The organism is Pseudomonas sp. KCJK9058, assembly GCF_046230975.1.
In the GTDB taxonomy this organism is placed as follows: Bacteria; Pseudomonadota; Gammaproteobacteria; order Pseudomonadales; family Pseudomonadaceae; genus Aquipseudomonas; species Aquipseudomonas alloputida.
This window is the reverse complement of record NZ_JBJJLR010000001.1, coordinates 193,104-212,190: the sequence shown is the minus strand read 5'-3', so window position 1 is coordinate 212,190 and position 19,087 is coordinate 193,104. Positions and strand designations below refer to the sequence as shown.

At 62.2% G+C, this 19,087-nt stretch carries 20 protein-coding genes; 7 read left to right on the top strand and 13 right to left on the bottom strand.

What is annotated here, in order from left to right; genetic code table 11:
• Positions 1 to 2 precede the first annotated feature (2 nt).
• The 4 genes from ACK59Z_RS00970 to exbB form a co-directional block, all read right to left on the bottom strand.
• The gene (locus tag ACK59Z_RS00970) at positions 3 to 929 is read right to left on the bottom strand and encodes a hydrogen peroxide-inducible genes activator (protein ID WP_003253362.1); all 927 of its coding nucleotides are present in this window, start codon (positions 927 to 929) and stop codon (positions 3 to 5) included.
• A 94-nt stretch (positions 930 to 1,023) separates the two neighbouring features.
• A complete protein-coding gene (locus ACK59Z_RS00965; RefSeq protein ID WP_003253366.1) occupies positions 1,024 to 1,755 on the bottom strand; it encodes an energy transducer TonB in 732 nt (243 codons plus the stop codon).
• The gene (gene exbD, locus ACK59Z_RS00960) at positions 1,752 to 2,180 is read right to left on the bottom strand and encodes a TonB system transport protein ExbD (RefSeq protein WP_003253367.1); all 429 of its coding nucleotides are present in this window, start codon (positions 2,178 to 2,180) and stop codon (positions 1,752 to 1,754) included. Before exbD ends, ACK59Z_RS00965 begins: the two co-directional genes overlap by 4 nt.
• A 3-nt stretch (positions 2,181 to 2,183) precedes the next feature.
• The gene (gene exbB, locus ACK59Z_RS00955; protein ID WP_108192082.1) at positions 2,184 to 3,146 is read right to left on the bottom strand and encodes a tonB-system energizer ExbB; all 963 of its coding nucleotides are present in this window, start codon (positions 3,144 to 3,146) and stop codon (positions 2,184 to 2,186) included.
• Positions 3,147 to 3,335: 189 nt separating this feature from the next.
• Here exbB and ACK59Z_RS00950 point away from each other — a divergent pair, with 189 nt between their 5' ends.
• Positions 3,336 to 4,193 (top strand): SDR family oxidoreductase, encoded by an 858-nt coding sequence (locus ACK59Z_RS00950; protein WP_014861182.1) that lies wholly within the window; start codon positions 3,336 to 3,338, stop codon positions 4,191 to 4,193.
• A 169-nt stretch (positions 4,194 to 4,362) separates the two neighbouring features.
• On the opposite strand, the gene ACK59Z_RS00945 is transcribed toward ACK59Z_RS00950, so the two are convergent.
• From ACK59Z_RS00945 to ACK59Z_RS00925, 5 genes are all read right to left on the bottom strand, one after another.
• Complete coding sequence (locus ACK59Z_RS00945) at positions 4,363 to 5,094, bottom strand: hypothetical protein (RefSeq protein WP_004575213.1); 732 nt, start codon at positions 5,092 to 5,094, stop codon at positions 4,363 to 4,365.
• A 56-nt stretch (positions 5,095 to 5,150) separates the two neighbouring features.
• The gene (locus ACK59Z_RS00940) at positions 5,151 to 5,531 is read right to left on the bottom strand and encodes a RidA family protein (RefSeq protein WP_003253379.1); all 381 of its coding nucleotides are present in this window, start codon (positions 5,529 to 5,531) and stop codon (positions 5,151 to 5,153) included.
• A gap of 23 nt (positions 5,532 to 5,554) precedes the next feature.
• Positions 5,555 to 7,663 carry a bifunctional GTP diphosphokinase/guanosine-3',5'-bis pyrophosphate 3'-pyrophosphohydrolase gene (gene spoT, locus ACK59Z_RS00935; protein WP_004575214.1) on the bottom strand — a complete coding sequence of 703 codons (2,109 nt, stop codon included), beginning with the start codon at positions 7,661 to 7,663 and terminating at the stop codon, positions 5,555 to 5,557.
• A 59-nt stretch (positions 7,664 to 7,722) separates the two neighbouring features.
• Positions 7,723 to 7,986 carry a DNA-directed RNA polymerase subunit omega gene (rpoZ, locus tag ACK59Z_RS00930; RefSeq protein ID WP_003253383.1) on the bottom strand — a complete coding sequence of 88 codons (264 nt, stop codon included), beginning with the start codon at positions 7,984 to 7,986 and terminating at the stop codon, positions 7,723 to 7,725.
• A 240-nt stretch (positions 7,987 to 8,226) separates the two neighbouring features.
• Complete coding sequence (locus ACK59Z_RS00925) at positions 8,227 to 9,099, bottom strand: LysR family transcriptional regulator (protein ID WP_020192232.1); 873 nt, start codon at positions 9,097 to 9,099, stop codon at positions 8,227 to 8,229.
• Between the two features lie 205 nt (positions 9,100 to 9,304).
• Here ACK59Z_RS00925 and ACK59Z_RS00920 point away from each other — a divergent pair, with 205 nt between their 5' ends.
• From ACK59Z_RS00920 to ACK59Z_RS00910, 3 genes are all read left to right on the top strand, one after another.
• Positions 9,305 to 10,687 (top strand): glutamine synthetase family protein, encoded by a 1,383-nt coding sequence (locus tag ACK59Z_RS00920; protein WP_003253387.1) that lies wholly within the window; start codon positions 9,305 to 9,307, stop codon positions 10,685 to 10,687.
• Between the two features lie 4 nt (positions 10,688 to 10,691).
• Positions 10,692 to 11,459 (top strand): gamma-glutamyl-gamma-aminobutyrate hydrolase family protein, encoded by a 768-nt coding sequence (locus tag ACK59Z_RS00915; RefSeq protein WP_108192081.1) that lies wholly within the window; start codon positions 10,692 to 10,694, stop codon positions 11,457 to 11,459.
• Between the two features lie 119 nt (positions 11,460 to 11,578).
• The gene (locus tag ACK59Z_RS00910; RefSeq protein WP_108192080.1) at positions 11,579 to 13,120 is read left to right on the top strand and encodes an APC family permease; all 1,542 of its coding nucleotides are present in this window, start codon (positions 11,579 to 11,581) and stop codon (positions 13,118 to 13,120) included.
• A 522-nt stretch (positions 13,121 to 13,642) separates the two neighbouring features.
• Here ACK59Z_RS00910 and gmk read toward each other — a convergent pair.
• Positions 13,643 to 14,263, bottom strand: coding sequence for a guanylate kinase (gene gmk, locus ACK59Z_RS00905; protein ID WP_108191979.1), 621 nt, complete (start codon positions 14,261 to 14,263; stop codon positions 13,643 to 13,645).
• A gap of 13 nt (positions 14,264 to 14,276) precedes the next feature.
• Complete coding sequence (locus ACK59Z_RS00900; protein ID WP_108191980.1) at positions 14,277 to 15,140, bottom strand: YicC/YloC family endoribonuclease; 864 nt, start codon at positions 15,138 to 15,140, stop codon at positions 14,277 to 14,279.
• A 227-nt stretch (positions 15,141 to 15,367) separates the two neighbouring features.
• Here ACK59Z_RS00900 and rph point away from each other — a divergent pair, with 227 nt between their 5' ends.
• Positions 15,368 to 16,090: a ribonuclease PH gene (rph, locus tag ACK59Z_RS00895; protein WP_003253397.1), complete on the top strand. Its 723-nt coding sequence runs from the start codon at positions 15,368 to 15,370 to the stop codon at positions 16,088 to 16,090.
• Between the two features lie 23 nt (positions 16,091 to 16,113).
• On the top strand, positions 16,114 to 16,482 hold the full coding sequence (locus ACK59Z_RS00890) for a DUF4870 domain-containing protein (protein ID WP_003253399.1): 369 nt from the start codon (positions 16,114 to 16,116) through the stop codon (positions 16,480 to 16,482).
• A gap of 33 nt (positions 16,483 to 16,515) precedes the next feature.
• On the opposite strand, the gene ACK59Z_RS00885 is transcribed toward ACK59Z_RS00890, so the two are convergent.
• Positions 16,516 to 17,295, bottom strand: coding sequence for an exodeoxyribonuclease III (locus ACK59Z_RS00885; protein ID WP_003253401.1), 780 nt, complete (start codon positions 17,293 to 17,295; stop codon positions 16,516 to 16,518).
• An 80-nt stretch (positions 17,296 to 17,375) separates the two neighbouring features.
• Here ACK59Z_RS00885 and pyrE point away from each other — a divergent pair, with 80 nt between their 5' ends.
• Complete coding sequence (gene pyrE, locus ACK59Z_RS00880) at positions 17,376 to 18,017, top strand: orotate phosphoribosyltransferase (RefSeq protein ID WP_003253405.1); 642 nt, start codon at positions 17,376 to 17,378, stop codon at positions 18,015 to 18,017.
• A 158-nt stretch (positions 18,018 to 18,175) separates the two neighbouring features.
• Here pyrE and argB read toward each other — a convergent pair whose 3' ends face one another.
• A complete protein-coding gene (gene argB, locus ACK59Z_RS00875; RefSeq protein ID WP_004575216.1) occupies positions 18,176 to 19,081 on the bottom strand; it encodes an acetylglutamate kinase in 906 nt (301 codons plus the stop codon).
• Positions 19,082 to 19,087: the final 6 nt, after the last annotated feature.

Genomic DNA, 19,087 nt, shown 5'->3' with positions numbered 1-19,087 from the left:
ACTCAGGCCGGTTGTTCCGCAGGGTTTTTGGCGACCGAGCACAGGCGGATCGAATCGGCGAGGATCTCGATGGCCTTTGGCCGCGGGAAGCTGGCGCGCCAGGCGATGGCGACCGTGCGGAACGGTGCCGGTGCCGTCAGCGGGCGCACTTCGATGACGCCGGGGGCATAGTGATGGCTGTGCACTGCCGACAGCGGCAAGATTGATACGCCAAGGCCGGAAGCCACCATGTGACGGATGGTTTCCAGCGAGCTGGACTCAACCGTGGTGTGCCGTGAGCCTTCACCCCCCTTGTTCAGGGTAGGGCAGGCTTCCAGTACCTGGTCACGGAAGCAGTGGCCCTCACCAAGCAGCAGCAGGCTCTTGTCGTTGAGCATGGCGGTGTCGATGGTCTTCTTCGCCGTCCATGGGTGGTCGGCAGGCATCAGGGCGCAGAACGGTTCGTCGTATAGCGGTAGCGTCAGCACGTCGGCTTCGTTGAACGGCAGGGCGATGATCACCGCGTCCAGTTCACCATTGCGCAGCTTTTCGCGCAGTACGTGGGTGAAGTTTTCTTCGATGTACAGCGGCATTTGCGGCGCTACGCGGTGCAGCTGCGGGATCAGGTGCGGGAACAGGTAGGGGCCGACTGTGTAGATAGCGCCGACCTTGAGCGGAGCGGTCAGCTGATTTTTGCCGGCCTGGGCCAGCTCGCGAATGCCTTGGGCCTGCTCCAGTACCTTCTGCGCTTGGGCGACGATGTTTTCGCCGACCGGGGTCAGACGTACTGCGCTTTTGCTGCGCTCGAAGATCAGAACGCCAAGCTCGTCCTCGAGCTTCTTCACACCGACCGACAGGGTGGGTTGGCTCACATGACAGCGCTCGGCGGCATGGCCGAAGTGCTGTTCCTGGGCGAGTGTGACGATGTAGCGTAATTCTGTGAGGGTCATAACGTGCGTCCATGAAGTTGCGAGCCCAGCATAGCGGCTGCAATTGATAGACGCACGTTATCAGACTTGCCGAATTGTGACAGAAACAAAAGTCTTAGCGGCGGTCCAGTGAGTAGACGAACGGTGCCACGACTTCAATCGTGCCATTGTTCAGCAACTCGGGTGGTGGCTTGGGTACCGTGCCGGCCCGACGGATCATTTCCAGGGTCGCCCGGTCCAGTGCGGCACTGCCCGAGCCACCGGCCATGGAGTACGACACGACCTTGCCTTCGGCGTCGACCACGAAGCGCAGGCGGTTCATGCCTTGCAGGCCACGACGGCGCGCGTCTTCCGGGTAACGCTTGTACTTGGCAAGGTGGCGCAGCAGGTCGCTCTGCCAGGTTGGCAGGGCGTTGCTGTTGGACGCAATGCTCGGTGCCGGTGCCGCGGACTTCTGCGGTGGCGTGTTGCTGGGCGGTGCGTCCACCGTTTGCTCGGTGGGTGGTGCTTCCTTCGGCGGCTCAGGCTTTTTCTCGGGCTTGGGCGGCTGGGGCTTGGCCTTTGGCTTGGGCGGCTTGGGGATGGCGATCTTGGGCTTGGGCGCTTCTGCCAGCTTCGGCAACGGTGGTTCCTCGACCGGTGCCGGTGGCTGCGGAGCTGCCTTTGGGGGTGGTGGTGGCGCAGGCTCCGGCAACGGTGCCAGTTCGACCATCATCGCTGCCGGGGGCAGTTCGATGGCCTGTGGTACCGACCAGTTGAGCGTCAGCAGCACGGCGACCACGTGCACACCCAGCACGATCGCCAGGCTGCCACCGTAGCGCGCCATGTTAGAGCGCGTTTTCATCATTTCTTGGCTGCCGTCTCGAGACCTACCAGACCGACTTTCAGGTAGCCGGCCGCGCGCATGTTGTTCATCACCTCCATCAGGTCGCCGTAATCCACGCCTTTGTCAGCCTGGAAGAAGATGGTGGTTTCCTTGTCACCCTTGGTCTTGGCGTCGAGCATCGGGCCAAGCTGGTCGGGTGCAGCAACCTGATCGTCGCCGACATACAGCTTCTGGTCGGCCTTGACGCTGACGAACACCGGTTTCTCTGGCCTTGGCGCCGGTTTGGCGGTTGAGGCCGGCAGGTCGACCTTGATGTCGACCGTGGCCAAGGGGGCGGCGACCATGAAGATGATCAGCAGCACCAGCATCACGTCGATGAACGGCGTAACGTTGATTTCGTGGTTTTCGGCGAGGTCGTCGCCACCTTCGTTGAGATGCAGGCCCATGGCTTACCCCACTTTCACCATGTGCGGGGCGGCGCGCTCGCTACCCTGGTGGTCCAGATCACGGCTGACCAGCAGCAGTACCTGAGCGGAGGCATCGGACACCTGTGCCTTGTAACCGGCAATGGAGCGGGCGAAGACGTTGTAGATGACCACGGCCGGGATTGCCGCGACCAGGCCCAGAGCAGTGGCCAGCAGCGCTTCGGCGATACCTGGGGCAACGACGGCCAGGTTGGTGGTCTGGGTCTTGGCGATGCCGATGAAGCTGTTCATGATGCCCCATACGGTACCGAACAGGCCAACGAACGGTGCGGTCGAGCCGATGGTTGCGAGGACGCCGGTGCCGCTGCTCATGGTACGGCCGCTGGCATGCACCAGGCGCTCCAGACGGAAGCTGACGCGCTCCTTGATGCCTTCTTTTTCGCGAGCGTTAGTCGAAAGGCGCATCTCTTCGAGGGCATCGTGGACCAGGGTATGGGCCAGGGTGCCTTCCTTGTTGGAGACTTCGCTGGCTTCCTTCAGGGTGGTGGACTTCTTCAACTGGGCGATTTCACCCCGCAGGCGGCGCTTGGCGCCCATCAGCTCGAAGCCTTTGGCAATCCAGATGGTCCAGGTGATGATGGAGGCGATGGCCAGGCCGATCATGACGATCTTCACCACGATGTCGGCGTTCTTGTACATGCCCCATGGGGACAGGTCATGGGCCATGCCCAGCGAGGTGTCTTCGACCAGGGCTTGAACGCTTGGGTCTGCATCTGCCGGGTTGGTGGCAGTGGAACCAGGCGCCGGCGCATCGACCGGGGCAGCAGCGGGTGCGGCCGGGGCAGTAGCAGCCGCAGGTGTGGCGGCGTTGGTGGTTGGCTCATCGGCCATGGCCACCGGGGCCAGCACCAGGCTGAGTGTCAGCGCGGCGATGGCGCGCCAGGCGCGCGACGGGGTTGGCGAAGCGGAAGGTTGAGTACGTGTCATGCTGGCCGGACCTGATGAAGAAAAAGTGAACGTTCTCCAAGGCCTCGATGTAGGCCGAGAACAATTTGGCGGCCATTATTGCAAGTAATTCTTGTTAACAAAAGTAATATTGTAGCTTTTTTCGCCTATGGTCTAGCCGCCCATCGTGTAGCGTGGCCAGGCTGATCAATTGGTCTAGGGAGTTTAGAGATGTCAGACCTTTCCGTGATGGTGGTGGGTTGTGGTGATGTGGGTGGGCGTCTGGCCAAGCAGATGTTGGCTAAAGGCTGGCAGGTGAGCGGCCTGCGCCGTTCTGTTGGTCAGCTGCCCGCAGGGGTTCAGCCGGTTGCCGCAGATTTGGCCGAACCGTCGATACCGCAGGCCTGGCCACAGGGCCCGCTGGACTACCTGGTGTACTGCGTGGCGGCCAGCCAGCACGATGAGGCGGGTTACCAAGCAGCCTATGTCGATGGTTTGCGCCATGTGTTGGCCTGGTTGGCCGAGCGTGGCCAGCGCCCGCGTCGCCTGCTGTTCGTCTCAAGCAGCAGTGTGTATGCGCAGAAAGGCGGCGAGTGGATAGAGGAGGGCGCTGCCACCGAGCCTGAGGGCTATTCCGGGCGTGTGATGCTGGAGGCTGAACGGTTGGCACTGGCCAGCGGCATCCCGGCGAGCGTGGTCCGCCTGACCGGTATCTATGGCCCAGGGCGTGAGTGGTTGCTGAGCCAGGTGCGTCAGGGTTACCGCGTTGCCGAGGAGCCACCGCTGTATGGCAACCGCATTCATGCCGAAGATGCCGCCAGCCTGCTGGCGTTTCTGCTGCAGGCCGATGCTGATGGCAAGGCTCTGGACGACTGCTACATTGGCGTTGATGACGACCCGGCGCCGCTGGCCGATGTGGTGGCCTGGCTGCGGGCGTACATGGGGGTTACCGAATGGTCCGATGAGCAGCGGGTGCGGCGTACTGGCAGCAAGCGCTGCAGCAATGCGCGGGCGCGGGCGCTGGGCTGGGCGCCTGAGTATCCGAGCTACAAGGAAGGCTACGCCGCGATCCTGGCAGGGAAAGCCTAGCTGGCAAGTGGCGCGATGCCTTGTGGGAGCAAACGTCTTGCTCAATTTCTAAAAGCTGGCGCGATCCCTGTGGGGGCGGGCTTGCCCGCGAACACGGGCGAAGCCCGTGCCATCCACCGCGGTGTCTTCTTCGCGGGTAAACCCGCTCCTACAGGGGCCGCGCATCATCTCAGCTGCGCTCCAGCGCCCACTGACGCTTGCCCGCTGCCAGTTCTGGCATTTCATCGGGCTGGGCACGGTTCACTGCCTGGAAAATCTCCAGCTTGTCACCATCGCGCTTGATGATGAACGGTGCGCCACGCTGGTTGCGCTCCAGCCACAGGCTGTCATTGTTGCCACCCATGGTCGCGCAATCACCTGCCAGGCACAGGGCGAAGCGGTCCGGCCCCGGTAGGCCGGTGACGTTGCCGGTATCGCTGAAGCGTACACTGGCACCTTTGCCTTGGCCGTCGACGATCTTCCAGTCACCACCCAGGTAGGCCTGGTAAAGCGCTTTCTCGAAGCTGCTGCCCAGTGGTGCATTGGCTGTCGCCGGTGCCTTGGCGCGCACGAAGGTTTGCTTGGCGCCGTTCTGGGCGACGGCCAGCAGCTCGTCGCCATCGAGCGAAAGCTGCTCGGTCTGGCCGCCTTGGAAACGGGCCTGCCATTGCTTTTCATTGGCGCTCAGCTGGCCGTCAGCGGCCTCGAAACCATTGCTATAGCTAGCTTGCTGATTGGCCACGTCGAGCTTCCACTCGAACACTGGGCCGTGCTCATTCAGCGCCTGACGCAGGCTGCCGGCTTTGACCGCCGCAGTGATGGCTTCCTGGTTGATCCAGATACCGTTGAAATCTTCGGGTTTGTGGCTGGTGCAGCCGCCCAGTAGCAGGGCTGCCAGCGCAAAGGGCAGTGCTTGACGCATGACGGGGTAACCTTGCAGAGGAAGGAGGGTGACGGGCAGGGCCCGTCACCAGGGCATCATTCGATGACCAGGATGGCGTCCATTTCGACCTGGGAGCCTTTCGGCAACGCGGCAACGCCGATGGCGGCGCGGGCCGGGTAGGGCTGTTCGAAGTAGCGGCCCATCACCTCGTTTACCTTGGCGAAGTGGCTCAGGTCTGTGAGGAAGATGTTCAGTTTCACGATGTCCTTGAACGAACCGCCAGCAGCTTCAGCCACGGCCTTGAGGTTCTCGAACACCTGCACGGTCTGGGCTTCGAAGCCTTCGACCAGTTCCATGGTCTTCGGGTCCAGAGGGATTTGGCCCGACATGTACACGGTGTTGCCGGCCTTGATCGCCTGCGAGTAGGTGCCGATGGCGGCAGGGGCCTTGTCGCTGTTGATGACGGTTTTGCTCATGATGACTCCTTGCGGTTGGCGGACTACGTACGCATGCGGGTGATGCGGACCACACCGGTCAGGGTACGCAGCTTCTTGATCACACGCGCCAGGTGCACGCGGTCGTGCACGCTGACCACCAGTTGGACCACGCTGATACGGCCGTCGCGTTCGTCCATGCTGATCTTTTCAATGTTGCCGTCGGCGGCGTTGACGCTGCTGGCCAGCAGGGCGATCAGCCCGCGCTGGTGTTCCAGTTCGACACGCAGTTCGACATTGAACTCGCCAGTGATGTCCTTGGCCCAGGAGAGTTGCACGCACTTTTCGGGGTTGTGGCGGATTTCACTGATGTTGCGGCAGTTCTCCAGGTGCACGACCATGCCTTTGCCGGCTGACAGGTGGCCGACAATCGGGTCACCCGGGATCGGTGTGCAGCACTTGGCGTAGCTCAGCACCAGGCCTTCGGTACCGCGGATCGCCAGCGGGCCTTCTGGCGCCGGCAACTGTTCGCCTTCGGCCGACAGCAGGCGGCGCGCGACCACGTAGGCCATGCGGTTGCCCAGGCCGATGTCTTCGAGCAGGTCTTCTAGCAGCTCCAGGCGGTACTCGGCGAGAATAGACTCGATGCGTTCCTGGGGGATTTTCTCCAGGCTGCTGTCGAAGCCAGTGAGCACCTTGTTCAGCAGGCGCTCGCCCAGGCTGATGGATTCGGAACGGCGCTGTTGCTTGAGCGCGTGGCGGATATTCGTGCGTGCCTTGCCTGAGACCACAAAGTTGAGCCAGGCCGGGTTTGGCCGAGCGCCCGGGGCGCTGACGATTTCCACTGTCGAGCCGCTTTGCAGCGGTTCGGACAGCGGCGCCAGGCGGCGGTTGATGCGGCACGCGATGCAACTGTTGCCAACGTCGGTGTGCACCGCGTAGGCGAAGTCGACGGCCGTGGAGCCTTTGGGTAACTCCATGATCCGGCCTTTGGGCGTGAACACGTAGACCTCGTCCGGGAACAGGTCGATCTTCACGCTCTCGATGAATTCCAGGGAGTTGCCGGCACGTTGCTGCAGTTCGAGGATACCCTTGACCCACTGGCGGGCACGCGCGTGGCTGCCCTTGGGCTGCTCGTCGTCGTTTGACTTGTACAGCCAGTGCGCGGCGATGCCGTTGTTGGCCATCTCTTCCATTTCGCGGGTGCGGATCTGGATTTCGATGGGCACGCCGTGCATGCCGAACAGGGTCGTGTGCAACGACTGGTAGCCATTGGCCTTGGGGATCGCGATGTAATCCTTGAAGCGTCCGGGCAGCGGCTTGTACAGGTTGTGCACGGCGCCGAGCACGCGGTAGCAGGTGTCAACCTTGTCGACAATGATGCGGAAGGCATACACGTCCATGATCTCGTTGAAGGCACGGCGCTTGCCGCGCATCTTCTTGTAGATGCCATAGAGGTGTTTCTGCCGACCGCTGACCTCGCCCTCGATGCCGTCGGCGGACAGGCAGTTGGCCAGCGAGTGCTCGATCTTGGCGACGATTTCTTTGCGGTTGCCGCGTGCGCTCTTCACTGCTCGATGAATCAGCGACGAGCGCATCGGGTGCATGGCCTTGAAGCCAAGGTCTTCGAACTCCACGCGCACGGTGTGCATCCCCAGGCGGTTGGCGATGGGGGCGTAGATCTCGAGGGTTTCCTTGGCGATGCGCCGGCGTTTTTCGCCAGACAGCACTTCCAGGGTGCGCATGTTGTGCAGGCGGTCGGCCAACTTGACCAGGATCACGCGGATATCGCGGGCCATGGCCATGGCCATCTTCTGGAAGTTTTCCGCCTGTGCCTCGGCCTTGGTCTCGAAATTCATCTGGGTCAGCTTGCTGACCCCATCGACCAGTTCGGCCACGGTCTCGCCAAACTGCTGGCTGAGGGCTTCCTTGGCGATGCCGGTGTCTTCGATCACATCGTGCAGCATGGCCGCCATCAGGCTCTGATGGTCCATGTGCATGTCGGCGAGGATGCTGGCCACGGCCAGCGGGTGGGTCACGTAGGGCTCGCCACTGCGGCGGCGTTGCCCATCGTGAGCCTGTTCGGCGTAGAAATAGGCACGCCGAACCAGGTTGACCTGTTCGGGGCCAAGATAGGTCGACAGCCGTTCGGCCAAGGCTTCTATACCCGGCATGGGTTCACCTCCTGCCGAGGAAGAGGGCCTTGCGCCGTACGACGTCGACCTGGCATCAATCAGACAGCCTCGTTGTTCTCGTCCTCGAACGCGGCGAACACCGGATCCTCGGTGACGATCTCTTCAGCGGCGATGAACTCGTTGGTGACGATGCCTTCGGCAATTTCACGCAGGGCAACAACGGTTGGCTTGTCGTTTTCCCACGCAACGCGTGGCTCTTTGCCGCCGGTCGCCAGCTGGCGAGCGCGCTTGGTCGAGAGCATGACCAGCTCAAAGCGGTTATCCACGTGTTCCAGGCAGTCTTCAACAGTTACGCGGGCCATGGTCTTCCTCAGTAGCAATTGCGGTGGGCGTGCAGCCCATTAATGGGCAGGCGGACTCGATAGTATAAAAATTCACCAGCCAATAGGGAAGCGCTGTTTTGCCGGGCGGTACCTGCAAACCCTGCGATGCCTTCTTCGCGGGTGAACCCGCTCCTACAGGGACCGCGTAGCTTGTCGCGGCGGGTTTACCCGCGAAAGGGCCGGAACAGACACCCTCAGTGCATGAGCCTGACGATAACCTCAGAGCATCGCGTCACGCAACCGCGGGGTCAGCTCTTCGAACAAGGTTTGCACCGAGCGCAACGCACGGCAATCCGGCCGGGTCAGCAACCACAGCTGAGTGTCGCAGCCGGGCAGGGGGCCGCTGAGTGCATCCACCCCGGGCAGCGCATGCACCATGTAGTCCGGCAGTGCTGCCACGCCCAGGCCGGCCATTACCAACTGGGCGATGGTCGACATGCTGCTGCACTGGTAGCGCGGGCTCAGGCCCGGGTGTTGTTGGTTGCGCCAGACCACCGTAGGGTGGTCCTGCATCGAGTCGTCTGGTGCGATCCACGGCACGCTGGCGGGGGACTCACTCAGGCGCTCGCGCCACTGTGGCTGGCCGCAGACTACATAGGAGGTCGAACCCAGGTTGCGGCCAACCAGGTGCTCCGGAGGTGTGTTGGTCAGGCGCAGGGCGATGTCGGCGTCGCGCCGGCTGAGGTTGGCGAAGGTGTTGGAGGTGCCCATCTCCAGCGACAAGGCCGGGTAGTTGGGCATGAACTCGGCCAGTGCCGGCAGCAACAGGCTGTGCATCACCGCCTCCGTGCAGGTCAGGCGCACCGTGCCGCTGACCACCTGCTCGCCACTGGTCATGGCAATGCGCGCCGCTTCCAGCGCCTGCTCGGCACGTTCGGCCTGCTCGGCCAAGGCCTGGGCGGTGTCAGTCGGCAGATAGCCCTTTCGGCTCTTGACGAACAAAGCAGTGCCCAGCGCCGACTCCAATCGGCGGATCGAGCGGAATACGGTCGAAACGTCGACTTTGAGCAGTTCGGCGGCTTTGGCCAGCGAGCGGCCACGTTCCAGTGCCAGGACCAGAGAGAGGTCTGCGTGGGTTATCTGATATTGCATTGGTGCACGCTCTGCTTGCCAAATTGCCAATGTCTGTTGCGTCTGGGCCATTTTATAGTGAAACGGCCCCCCGGAATCAATGCGCCCGGTCGGGTAACCAGTCCCCACGATGGGAAAGTGAAAAGAACAACAGCTGCAACCATCGTCGCCCGTGAGGCGCCAGCCGTATCCCCACATCGCCGCAGCACATCAAAGGATGTACACCATGACGTCGGTAACCCCGTGCGCCAGTTCTTCCAGCGAGATGAATGACTTCCTCCAGGCCCATCCGGACACGCAGTACGTAGACCTGCTGATCTCCGACATGAATGGCGTGGTACGTGGCAAGCGCATCGAGCGGGCCAGCCTGCACAAGGTGTACGAGAAGGGCATCAACCTGCCCGCATCGCTGTTCGCCCTTGATATCAACGGTTCCACTGTCGAAAGCACCGGCCTTGGCCTGGACATCGGCGACGCCGACCGTATCTGTTTCCCGATCCCCGGCACCTTGTCGGACGAGCCGTGGCAGAAGCGCCCCACCGCCCAGCTGCTGATGACCATGCACGAGCTGGATGGCCAGCCGTTCTTCGCCGACCCGCGTGAAGTGCTGCGCCAGGTGGTGAGCAAGTTCGACGACCTGGGCCTGGATATTTGCGCCGCGTTCGAGCTGGAGTTCTACCTGATCGACCAGGACAACCTCAACGGCCGCCCGCAGCCGCCGCGCTCGCCGATCTCCGGCAAGCGCCCGCAGTCGACCCAGGTGTACCTGATCGACGACCTCGACGAGTACGCCGACTGCTTGCAGGACATGCTCGAAGCAGCCAAGGAGCAGGGCCTGCCTGCCGACGCCATCGTCAAGGAAAGCGCCCCAGCGCAGTTCGAGGTCAACTTGCACCACGTGGCGGATCCGCTGAAGGCCTGCGACTATGCGATCCTGCTCAAGCGCCTGATCAAGAACGTCGCCTACGACCATGAAATGGACACCACCTTCATGGCCAAGCCCTACCCGGGCCAGGCAGGCAACGGCCTGCATGTGCACATTTCATTGCTGGACAAGAAAACCGGCAAGAACATCTTCGCCAGTGACGATCCGCTGCAAAGCGATACGCTGCGCCACGCCATTGGTGGCGTGCTGGAAACCATGCCGGCGTCGATGGCTTTCCTTTGCCCCAACATCAACTCCTACCGCCGCTTCGGTGCGCAGTTCTACGTGCCCAATGCGCCGAGCTGGGGCCTGGACAACCGCACCGTGGCCGTACGCGTGCCCACCGACAGCAGCGACAACGTGCGCCTTGAGCACCGAGTAGCCGGCGCCGATGCCAACCCGTACCTGATGCTCGCGGCGATCCTTGCCGGCGTTCACCATGGCCTGACCAACAAGGTCGAGCCCGAGGCGCCGATCGAAGGCAACTCCTACGAGCAGCTGGAGCAAAGCCTGCCGAACAACCTGCGCGATGCCCTGCGCGCGCTGGATGACAGCGAAGTCCTCAACCAATACATCAGCCCGGACTACATCGATATCTTCGTGGCCTGCAAGGAAAGCGAACTGGCCGAGTTCGAAGTGTCGATTTCCGACCTCGAGTACAACTGGTACCTGCACACGGTGTAAGCCCATGAGCGCAAATGCGGTCCCTTTGATCGGTGTCAGCGCCTGCCGTCAGCAGGTAGGGAAGAACTCCTCGCACACGGTCGGCGACAAGTATGTCGAGGCGGCTGGCTTTGCCGGCTTGCCACTGATCTTGCCGGCTCGTGATGGCGGCAGCGACACGCAAGCGCTGCTGGCCCGCCTGCACGGCATTGTTTTTACCGGCTCGCCTTCAAATATCGAGCCGCATCATTACAATGGCGCCCCCAGTGTGGCGGGTACCCGGCATGATCTGGCGCGTGATCGCCTGACCCTGCCGCTGCTGCAGGCAGCCATTGCCGTCGGTGTGCCCGTATTCTGCATCTGCCGAGGCTATCAGGAGCTGAACGTGGCCCTTGGCGGCAGCCTGCACCAGCGTGTGCAGGAACTGCCTGGCTACCTTGACCACCGCGAACCTGAGGACGCCCCCCTGGAGGTGCAATACGGCCCTCGCCACTCGGTCAGCATCGAGCCTGGCGGGTTGTTCGAGCGCATGGGGCTGGTGGCGCAGTTCGAGGTCAATTCGCTGCACAGCCAGGGCATCGATCGTCTGGCGCCGGGCCTGCGCGTCGAGGCACGGGCCCCGGATGGCCTGATCGAGGCGGTGTCCATGCCTGCGGCGCCGGGCTTTGTGCTTGGGGTGCAGTGGCACCCGGAGTGGCGCTTCAAAGAAAACCCGGTCTCGCTGCGTCTGTTTCAGGCGTTTCGCGAGGCCTGCAATGCCTACGCAGCACGGGAGGGCTCACGGCAGGGATGATTCTGGCGTCAGCCGAAGGTCTCGGATGACTCGTCCCCGATAGCAAGCTTTCAATGAGTGAAAGCGAGCCTTGTACCCAAGGCTTGTTAAAACAATTCCAAAATTTACGGCAAATACTCATGAGCAATTACACAGAAGCCGGCCGCCCACCCGATGTGGCGGCCGACGCGGGCAGCACTCAGCGCAGCAAAGGCCTGGCCAAGGGCCGCTTGGGCCTGCTGGCCAGCGTGGTGCTGGGCATTTCCACCATCGCCCCTGTCTATACCCTGACCGGGGCCCTTGGCCCGACCGTACGTGAGGTGGGCGCCCACCTGCCGGCCGTGTTCATCGTGGGCTTCCTGCCGATGCTGCTGGTTGCCCTGGGCTATCGCGAGCTGAACTCGGCGGAGCCGGACAGCGGTACTTCGTTTACCTGGTCGGCGCGTGCATTCGGCCCGATGATCGGCTGGATCGGCGGCTGGGGACTGGTGGTTGCCACCACGATCGTGCTGTCAAACCTGGCAGGTGTGGCGGTGGACTTCTTCTACCTGTTCCTTGGCCAGATCACCGGCAAGCATGAGCTGGCAGCGTTGGCCGACAACCTGTTGATCAACATCGTTACCTGTTGCGTGTTCATTGGTTTGGCAGTGTGGATCTGCTGTCGGGGTATCGCCACCACAATGACTGTGCAGTACGGCTTGGTGGCCCTGCAGTTGCTGGTGTTGATCGGCTTTGCTTTCGCCGCTTTCGGCGGCACCACCGCGCCGCCACCGCTGGCGTTCGATTTCGCCTGGTTCAACCCGTTCGGTGTCGAGTCGTTCTCGGCCTTTGCCGCTGGCCTGTCACTGTCGATCTTCATCTTCTGGGGCTGGGACACTTGCCTGACCGTCAGTGAAGAATCGGTGGGCAGCGAAGAGGTGCCGGGCAAGGCCGCTACCTGGACCGTGATGTTGATTCTCGGCCTGTACCTGTTCACCGCCATCGCCACCCTGCAGTTTGCCGGTATCAGTGAAACGGGTCTGGGCCTGAACAACCCGCGCATCCAGGAGAACGTCTTTGCCCACCTGGCCGGCCCGGTCATGGGGCCGCTGGCGATCCTGATGTCCATCGCTGTGCTGGCCAGTACGGCGGCGTCGCTGCAGTCCACCTTCGTGGCGCCGGCGCGCACCCTGTTGGCCATGGGTTATTACGGCGCTGTACCGCAGAAGTTCGCCAGCGTCTGCCCGCGCTCGCAAACGCCGCGCTATGCCACCATCTGCGCCGGCCTGGCCGCAGGCCTGTTCTACGTGACCATGCGTACGCTGAGCGAGAACGTGCTGGCAGATACCATCACGGCATTGGGCATGATGATCTGCTTCTACTATTCGCTGACCGCGTTTGCCTGCGTCTGGTATTTCCGCGGCAGCCTGTTCGACAGCCTGCGCCATTTCATCATGCGCGGCCTGTGCCCGCTGGTGGGTGGGGTTATCTTGTCGGTGATCTTCGTGCGTACCGCCATCGACAGTGCGTCGCCGGACTTCGGCAGCGGCTCGCATGTGGGCGGTCTGGGGCTGGTGTTCGTGATTGCCGCGATCATCTCGGTGCTTGGTATCGGCCTGATGATGCTGTCGCGCATGCGTGCGCCGGCGTACTTCCTCGGGGCTACCCTGCGTCAGCAGGCTACCTTGCCACTGCAGGAATAAACCAATGGGGCCGCTCTGCGGCCCTTCGCGGGCACGCCCGCTCCCACAGGCCGGTGCTCAGCCTCAGCCCAGCGCGGTATCGAGAAACATCATCACCGCAAACCCACCCATCAACCCTAGGATCGCCGTTGTGTCCTACAGGTATGAACTGCAGATGGTCATGGTGGGGCAGCAGGACCTGGCACGGGTAATGGACTGGTGGCAGTGCTGGGCATCAAGGTCGAACCGGCGCTGAAAGCCCTAAAAGTCGCCGTCCACATCTAAAGCCTGGCGCAGTCCTTGTGGGAGCGGCCTTGTGTTGCGAAAAGGCTGCACAGCAGCCCCGGGATTTCAGCGTCGATGCAAATGATGCGGGGGCCGCTTCGCGGACCTTTCGCGACACAAGGCCGCTCCCACTCGCGCCAGCTTTTAGAAATTGAGCAAGACAGTTGCTCCCAAAGGTGTGGCACAAGCCTCAAGGCAGTGATTAACCCGTGGGAGCGGGCGTGCCCGCGAAGGGCTGCAATGCAGCCCCATCGATCTTTAGCCGATCATTTGCTTCAGCAGCGCCGCATGACGCTGCTGCTGCTTCTTCAACAGCAGCCGATTCGAGCGGAACACCGCTTTCAAGTCTGCCAGCGCCGCGTTGAAATCATCATTGATGATCACGTAGTCATACTCGTCGTAGTGCACCATCTCGCTGACCGCTTCCTTCATGCGCCCGGCAATGATCTCTTCGCTGTCCTGCCCGCGACCGTCCAGGCGGTGGCGAAGCGCCTCCTGGCTTGGAGGCAGGATGAACACCGACAGCGCCTGTGGCATCAGCTTGCGCACCTGCTGGGCACCTTGCCAGTCGATTTCCAGGATCAGGTCGTAGCCTTGGTCCAGGGTGTGCTGCAGCGCGCTGCGCGAAGTACCGTAGAAGTTGCCGAACACTTCGGCATGCTCCAGAAAGTCTCCTTGCGCGATCAGCGTCTTGAACTCCTCGTGGACGACGAAGTGATAGTTCACCCCGTGCTGCTCGCCCGGGCGCATGGCGCGGGTAGTGTGCGAGACCGAGACGCGAATCTGCTGGTCGTCTTTGGTCAGGGCGGTGACCAGACTGGTCTTGCCGGCACCCGAGGGGGCCGAAACGATGTAGAGGGTGCCGCTGCTGTGGTTCATGGTCGGGGTGGCCTTACTCGATGTTCTGTACTTGTTCACGCATCTGTTCGATCAGTACCTTCAGGTTGACCGCCGCTTGCGTGCTGCGTGGGTCGAAGGCCTTGGAGCCAAGGGTGTTGGCCTCGCGGTTGAGCTCCTGCATCAGGAAGTCCAGGCGCCGGCCAGCGGCGCCGCCACCCTTGAGCACGCGGCGCACTTCGGTGACGTGGGTGCTGAGGCGGTCGAGCTCCTCTGCCACGTCGCTTTTCTGGGCCAGCAGTACCATCTCTTGCTCCAGGCGCTGTGGGTCCAGCTCGGCTTGCATGTCGCCGAAGCGGTCGAGAATCTTCTGCCGCTGCGCCGCCAGCATCTGCGGCACCAGGGCGCGCAGGGTCGTGACTTCGCTGGCCATGTTGTCCAGGCGTTCGTTGATCAGCCGCGCCAGTTCCTGGCCTTCGCGCTGGCGCCCGGCCTTGAGTTCGGCCAACGCTTCGTCGAACAGCGCCATGGCTTCGGCGTTCAGTGCCTGTGGGTCGCTGGTGTCGGCCACCAGCACGCCTGGCCATGACAGCACTTCCAGCGGGTTCAGGGGGGCAGGCTGCTTGATCAGGTCCGCCACTTCTTCGGCGGCGGCAACCAGTTGCTTGGCGCGCTCATGGTCCACTTTCAGCGGTTTGCCATTGCTGTCCTCGTTGAGGCGCAAGGTGCATTCCACCTTGCCTCGTGACAGGCCCTGGCGCAGGCCTTCACGTACACCGCCTTCGAGGTCGCGCAGGGCCTCGGGCAGGCGCAGGTGCGGCTCCAGGTAACGGTGGTTGACCGAACGCAGCTCCCAGACCAGGGTGCCTTGGCTGCCGGCGCGCTCGACACGAGCAAAAGCGGTCATGCTGTGCACCATGGGGAGTACCTCGCGTAATGAATGAACGGTGGGAGCCTCTCGGCTGCAAGGCGCAGGATTGTAGCGCAGTGTCGCCGTGGCGCCCAATCCGCCTATGTTACCGACGGGTGGCTACTGCGGTAGGAAAAGGCGACGGGCTGTGCCGGGCGCGACAATAGGCATGTCTTCCCCGGGCTGCGGGCTCTATAATGCTCGGCAGATTCAAAGTCCCAGTACAGGTATCCCAGATGAAACGTCCAAGTGGTCGCGTTGCCGATCAGCTCCGCTCGATCCGCATCACCCGCAACTACACCAAGCACGCCGAAGGGTCGGTACTGGTCGAGTTCGGTGACACCAAAGTCATCTGCACGGTCAGCGTTGAAAACGGTGTACCGCGCTTCCTCAAAGGCCAGGGCCAAGGCTGGCTGACCGCCGAGTATGGCATGCTGCCGCGCTCCACCGGCGAACGTAACCAGCGCGAAGCCAGCCGTGGCAAGCAGGGTGGCCGCACTCTGGAAATCCAGCGCCTGATCGGCCGTTCGCTGCGCGCCGCGCTGGACATGAGCAAGCTCGGTGACATCACCCTGTACGTCGATTGCGACGTGATCCAGGCCGATGGCGGTACCCGTACCGCGTCCATCACCGGCGCCATGGTTGCCTTGTGCGACGCTTTGGCAGTGATCAAGAAGCGCGGCGGCCTCAAGGGCGGCAACCCGCTCAAGCACATGATCGCAGCGGTATCTGTCGGCATGTACCAAGGCGAAGCGGTGCTCGACCTGGACTACCTGGAAGACTCCGCAGCCGAAACCGACCTGAATGTGGTCATGACCAGCGCTGGTGGTTTCATCGAAGTGCAGGGTACTGCCGAAGGCGCACCGTTCCAGCCGGAAGATTTCAACGCCATGCTCGCTCTGGCGCAGAAGGGCATGAACGAGATTTTCGAGCTGCAGCAGGCAGCACTGGCTGACTGAAGCCAGCCACGGAGGTGCGGGGCATGAGCGATTCGAACCTGTCGATCACCCCGCCCAATGCCGAAATCCGGCAATGGGCGATGTTCTGCCACCTCTCCGCGCTGTTGGGCCTGGTAGTGCCGCTCGGGCACCTGCTGGGTCCGCTGGTGCTATGGCACCTCAAGCGCGAGCAAGACCCTTTTATCGACGCCCAGGGCAAAGAGGCGCTGAACTTTCAAATCAGCGTGACCATTGCCGGGTTCATCTGCTTTCTGCTGATGTTCGTGTTTATCGGGCTGGTGCTGTTTGCCATGCTCACGGTGGCAGTGATGATATTGATCATCATTGCGGCGGTGCGGGCGAATGAGGGCAAGCCCTATCGCTACCCGATGATCTGGCGGCCGATCAAATAGCCATTGGGGCTGCAACGCAGCCCCAATGGCCTTTTAGATGGTCAGCGTCCAGTCATAGTCGACGATCAGCGGCGCATGCTGGGAGAAGCGTGGCTGACGCGGCAGGCGAGCGTTGCGTACGAAGCGGCGCAGGCCCGGGGTGAGAATCTGGTAGTCGAACCGGTAGCCCAGGTTGAGCATCTCGGCCTGCTCGTTGTCTGGCCACCAGCTGTACTGGTCGCCTTCACGGCTGACTTCGCGCAAGGCATCGACATACCCCATCTCGCCAGTGATTGCATCCATCCAGGCGCGTTCTGGCGCCAGGAAGCCTGGCGACTGCTGGCTGTCACGCCAGTTTTTGATGTCGAGCTTCTGCTGCGCCACGTAGAACGAGCCGCAATAGATGTATTCGCGACGCTTGCGACGCTGCTTGTCCAGGTACTTGGCGAAGTCGTCCATCAACTTGAACTTCTGGTTCAAGTCTTCGTCGCCGTTCATGCCCGAAGGCAGCAGCAGGCTGGCAATACTGACTTTGTCGAAATCTGCTTGCAGGTAACGCCCGTAGCGGTCGGCTGTCTCGAAGCCCAGGCCGGTGATGACTGCCTTGGGCTGCATGCGCGAGTAAAGGGCCACACCACCTTGGGCAGGCACCTCCGCGTCGCAGGCATAAAGGAAATAGCCATCGAGCTGGAAAGCTGGGTCGTCGAGTTCAAAGGCCGAGGCGCGGGTATCCTGAAGGCAGATGACGTCGGCATTCTGGGCTTGCAGCCAGCTGAGCAAACCACGCTCGGCCGCAGCCTGAATGCCATTTACGTTCACACTGATGATCCGCATAAATGGCCCCATAAATCTCGTGCGTGTATGATACCCGAGCTCAACCCATTTAGCTAAATCCGTGGTGTCCGGGACTATTCATGCAGCCGTATCAGCGCGACTTTATCCGTTTTGCCATCGATCGCGGGGTACTGCGTTTCGGTGAATTCACCCTGAAATCGGGGCGTACCAGCCCGTATTTCTTCAATGCCGGCCTGTTCAACACCGGTTCCGCCCTGGCGGAACTGGGCCGTTGCTACGCCGCCGCCATCGTCGACAGCAAAATCCCCTTCGATGTGCTGTTCGGCCCGGCCTACAAGGGTATCCCTTTGGCGGCGACTACCGCCGTGGCCCTTGCCGACCAGCATCAGCTCGACGTGCCATGGTGCTTCAACCGCAAGGAAGCCAAGGACCACGGCGAAGGTGGCAGCCTGGTCGGCGCGCCGCTGGCCGGTGACGTGCTGATCATCGACGACGTGATTACTGCCGGTACCGCCATTCGTGAGGTCATGCAGATCATCAACGCCCAGCAGGCCAAGGCCGCTGGTGTACTGATCGCGCTGAACCGGGAAGAGCGCGGCAATGGCGAACTGTCGGCGATCCAGGAAGTGGAACGCGACTTCGGTATCCCGGTGGTCAGCATTGTTTCGCTGACCCAGGTGCTGGAGTTCCTGGCTGACGATCCACAGTTGAAGCAGCACCTGCCGGCTGTCGAGGCCTATCGGGCGCAGTACGGGATCTGATCCTGGCCTAGGAATGAAAAAGGCGACCTTCTTCAGAGGGTCGCCTTTTTTTGTGCCGCCTGATCTGGCCCTTTCGCGGGTAAACCCGCTCCTACACGGGATTTCCTTTGTAGGAGCGGGTTTACCCGCGAAGAGGCCAGTGCAGGCTAACCGATCAATCAGCGCGGCTTGCGGTTGGTAATGAGGGTGCCCACGCCGCTGTCGGTGAAAATCTCCAGCAGCACTGCATTCGGCACGCGGCCATCAATGATGTGCGAGCTGTTCACGCCGCCCTGTACCGCATCCAGCGCGCACTTGATCTTCGGCAGCATGCCGCCATAAATGGTGCCGTCAGCGATCAGTTCGTTGACCTGCTCGGTGGTCAGGCCTGTCAACACCTGGCCCTGCTTGTCCATCAGGCCGGCGATGTTGGTCAGCAGCATCAGCTTCTCGGCCTTCAGCGCCTCGGCAACCTTGCCCGCCACCAGGTCGGCGTTGATGTTGTACGACTCACCGTTGGCACCCACGCCGATTGGCGCAATGACCGGGATGAAGTCGCCCTTCACCAGCATGTTCAGCAGGTCGGTGTTCACGCTCACCACTTCACCGACGTGGCCGATGTCGATGATTTCCGGAGTGGTCATCTCTGGCGTCTGGCGGCTGACGGTCAGCTTGCGGGCGCGGATCAGCTCCGCGTCCTTGCCGGTCAGGCCGATGGCGCTGCCGCCGTGGCGGTTGATCAGGTTGACGATGTCTTTGTTGACCTGGCCACCCAGCACCATCTCCACCACGTCCATGGTCGCCGAGTCGGTGACGCGCATGCCGTCGATGAAGTGGCTCTCGATCGACAAGCGCTTGAGCAGGTCGCCGATCTGCGGGCCACCGCCGTGGACCACCACCGGGTTGATGCCCACAGCCTTCATCAGCACGATGTCACGGGCGAAGCCCGTCTTGAGCTCCTCGCTCTCCATCGCGTTGCCGCCGTACTTGATCACCAGGGTCTTGCCGACAAAGCGGCGGATGTAAGGCAGTGCTTCGGACAAAACCTCGGCTACATGGGAAGCGGCATCGCGATCGAGGGTCATGCAGGG

Bases quoted from the DNA above. Each gene is read 5' to 3' on its own strand.
- ACK59Z_RS00970 (WP_003253362.1), bottom strand. From the start codon at position 929: ATGACCCTCACAGAATTACGCTACATCGTCACACTCGCCCAGGAACAG.
- ACK59Z_RS00965 (WP_003253366.1), bottom strand. From the start codon at position 1,755: ATGATGAAAACGCGCTCTAACATGGCGCGCTACGGTGGCAGCCTGGCG.
- exbD (WP_003253367.1), bottom strand. From the start codon at position 2,180: ATGGGCCTGCATCTCAACGAAGGTGGCGACGACCTCGCCGAAAACCAC.
- exbB (WP_108192082.1), bottom strand. From the start codon at position 3,146: ATGACACGTACTCAACCTTCCGCTTCGCCAACCCCGTCGCGCGCCTGG.
- ACK59Z_RS00950 (WP_014861182.1), top strand. From the start codon at position 3,336: ATGTCAGACCTTTCCGTGATGGTGGTGGGTTGTGGTGATGTGGGTGGG.
- ACK59Z_RS00945 (WP_004575213.1), bottom strand. From the start codon at position 5,094: ATGCGTCAAGCACTGCCCTTTGCGCTGGCAGCCCTGCTACTGGGCGGC.
- ACK59Z_RS00940 (WP_003253379.1), bottom strand. From the start codon at position 5,531: ATGAGCAAAACCGTCATCAACAGCGACAAGGCCCCTGCCGCCATCGGC.
- spoT (WP_004575214.1), bottom strand. From the start codon at position 7,663: ATGCCGGGTATAGAAGCCTTGGCCGAACGGCTGTCGACCTATCTTGGC.
- rpoZ (WP_003253383.1), bottom strand. From the start codon at position 7,986: ATGGCCCGCGTAACTGTTGAAGACTGCCTGGAACACGTGGATAACCGC.
- ACK59Z_RS00925 (WP_020192232.1), bottom strand. From the start codon at position 9,099: ATGCAATATCAGATAACCCACGCAGACCTCTCTCTGGTCCTGGCACTG.
- ACK59Z_RS00920 (WP_003253387.1), top strand. From the start codon at position 9,305: ATGACGTCGGTAACCCCGTGCGCCAGTTCTTCCAGCGAGATGAATGAC.
- ACK59Z_RS00915 (WP_108192081.1), top strand. From the start codon at position 10,692: ATGAGCGCAAATGCGGTCCCTTTGATCGGTGTCAGCGCCTGCCGTCAG.
- ACK59Z_RS00910 (WP_108192080.1), top strand. From the start codon at position 11,579: ATGAGCAATTACACAGAAGCCGGCCGCCCACCCGATGTGGCGGCCGAC.
- gmk (WP_108191979.1), bottom strand. From the start codon at position 14,263: ATGAACCACAGCAGCGGCACCCTCTACATCGTTTCGGCCCCCTCGGGT.
- ACK59Z_RS00900 (WP_108191980.1), bottom strand. From the start codon at position 15,140: ATGGTGCACAGCATGACCGCTTTTGCTCGTGTCGAGCGCGCCGGCAGC.
- rph (WP_003253397.1), top strand. From the start codon at position 15,368: ATGAAACGTCCAAGTGGTCGCGTTGCCGATCAGCTCCGCTCGATCCGC.
- ACK59Z_RS00890 (WP_003253399.1), top strand. From the start codon at position 16,114: ATGAGCGATTCGAACCTGTCGATCACCCCGCCCAATGCCGAAATCCGG.
- ACK59Z_RS00885 (WP_003253401.1), bottom strand. From the start codon at position 17,295: ATGCGGATCATCAGTGTGAACGTAAATGGCATTCAGGCTGCGGCCGAG.
- pyrE (WP_003253405.1), top strand. From the start codon at position 17,376: ATGCAGCCGTATCAGCGCGACTTTATCCGTTTTGCCATCGATCGCGGG.
- argB (WP_004575216.1), bottom strand. From the start codon at position 19,081: ATGACCCTCGATCGCGATGCCGCTTCCCATGTAGCCGAGGTTTTGTCC.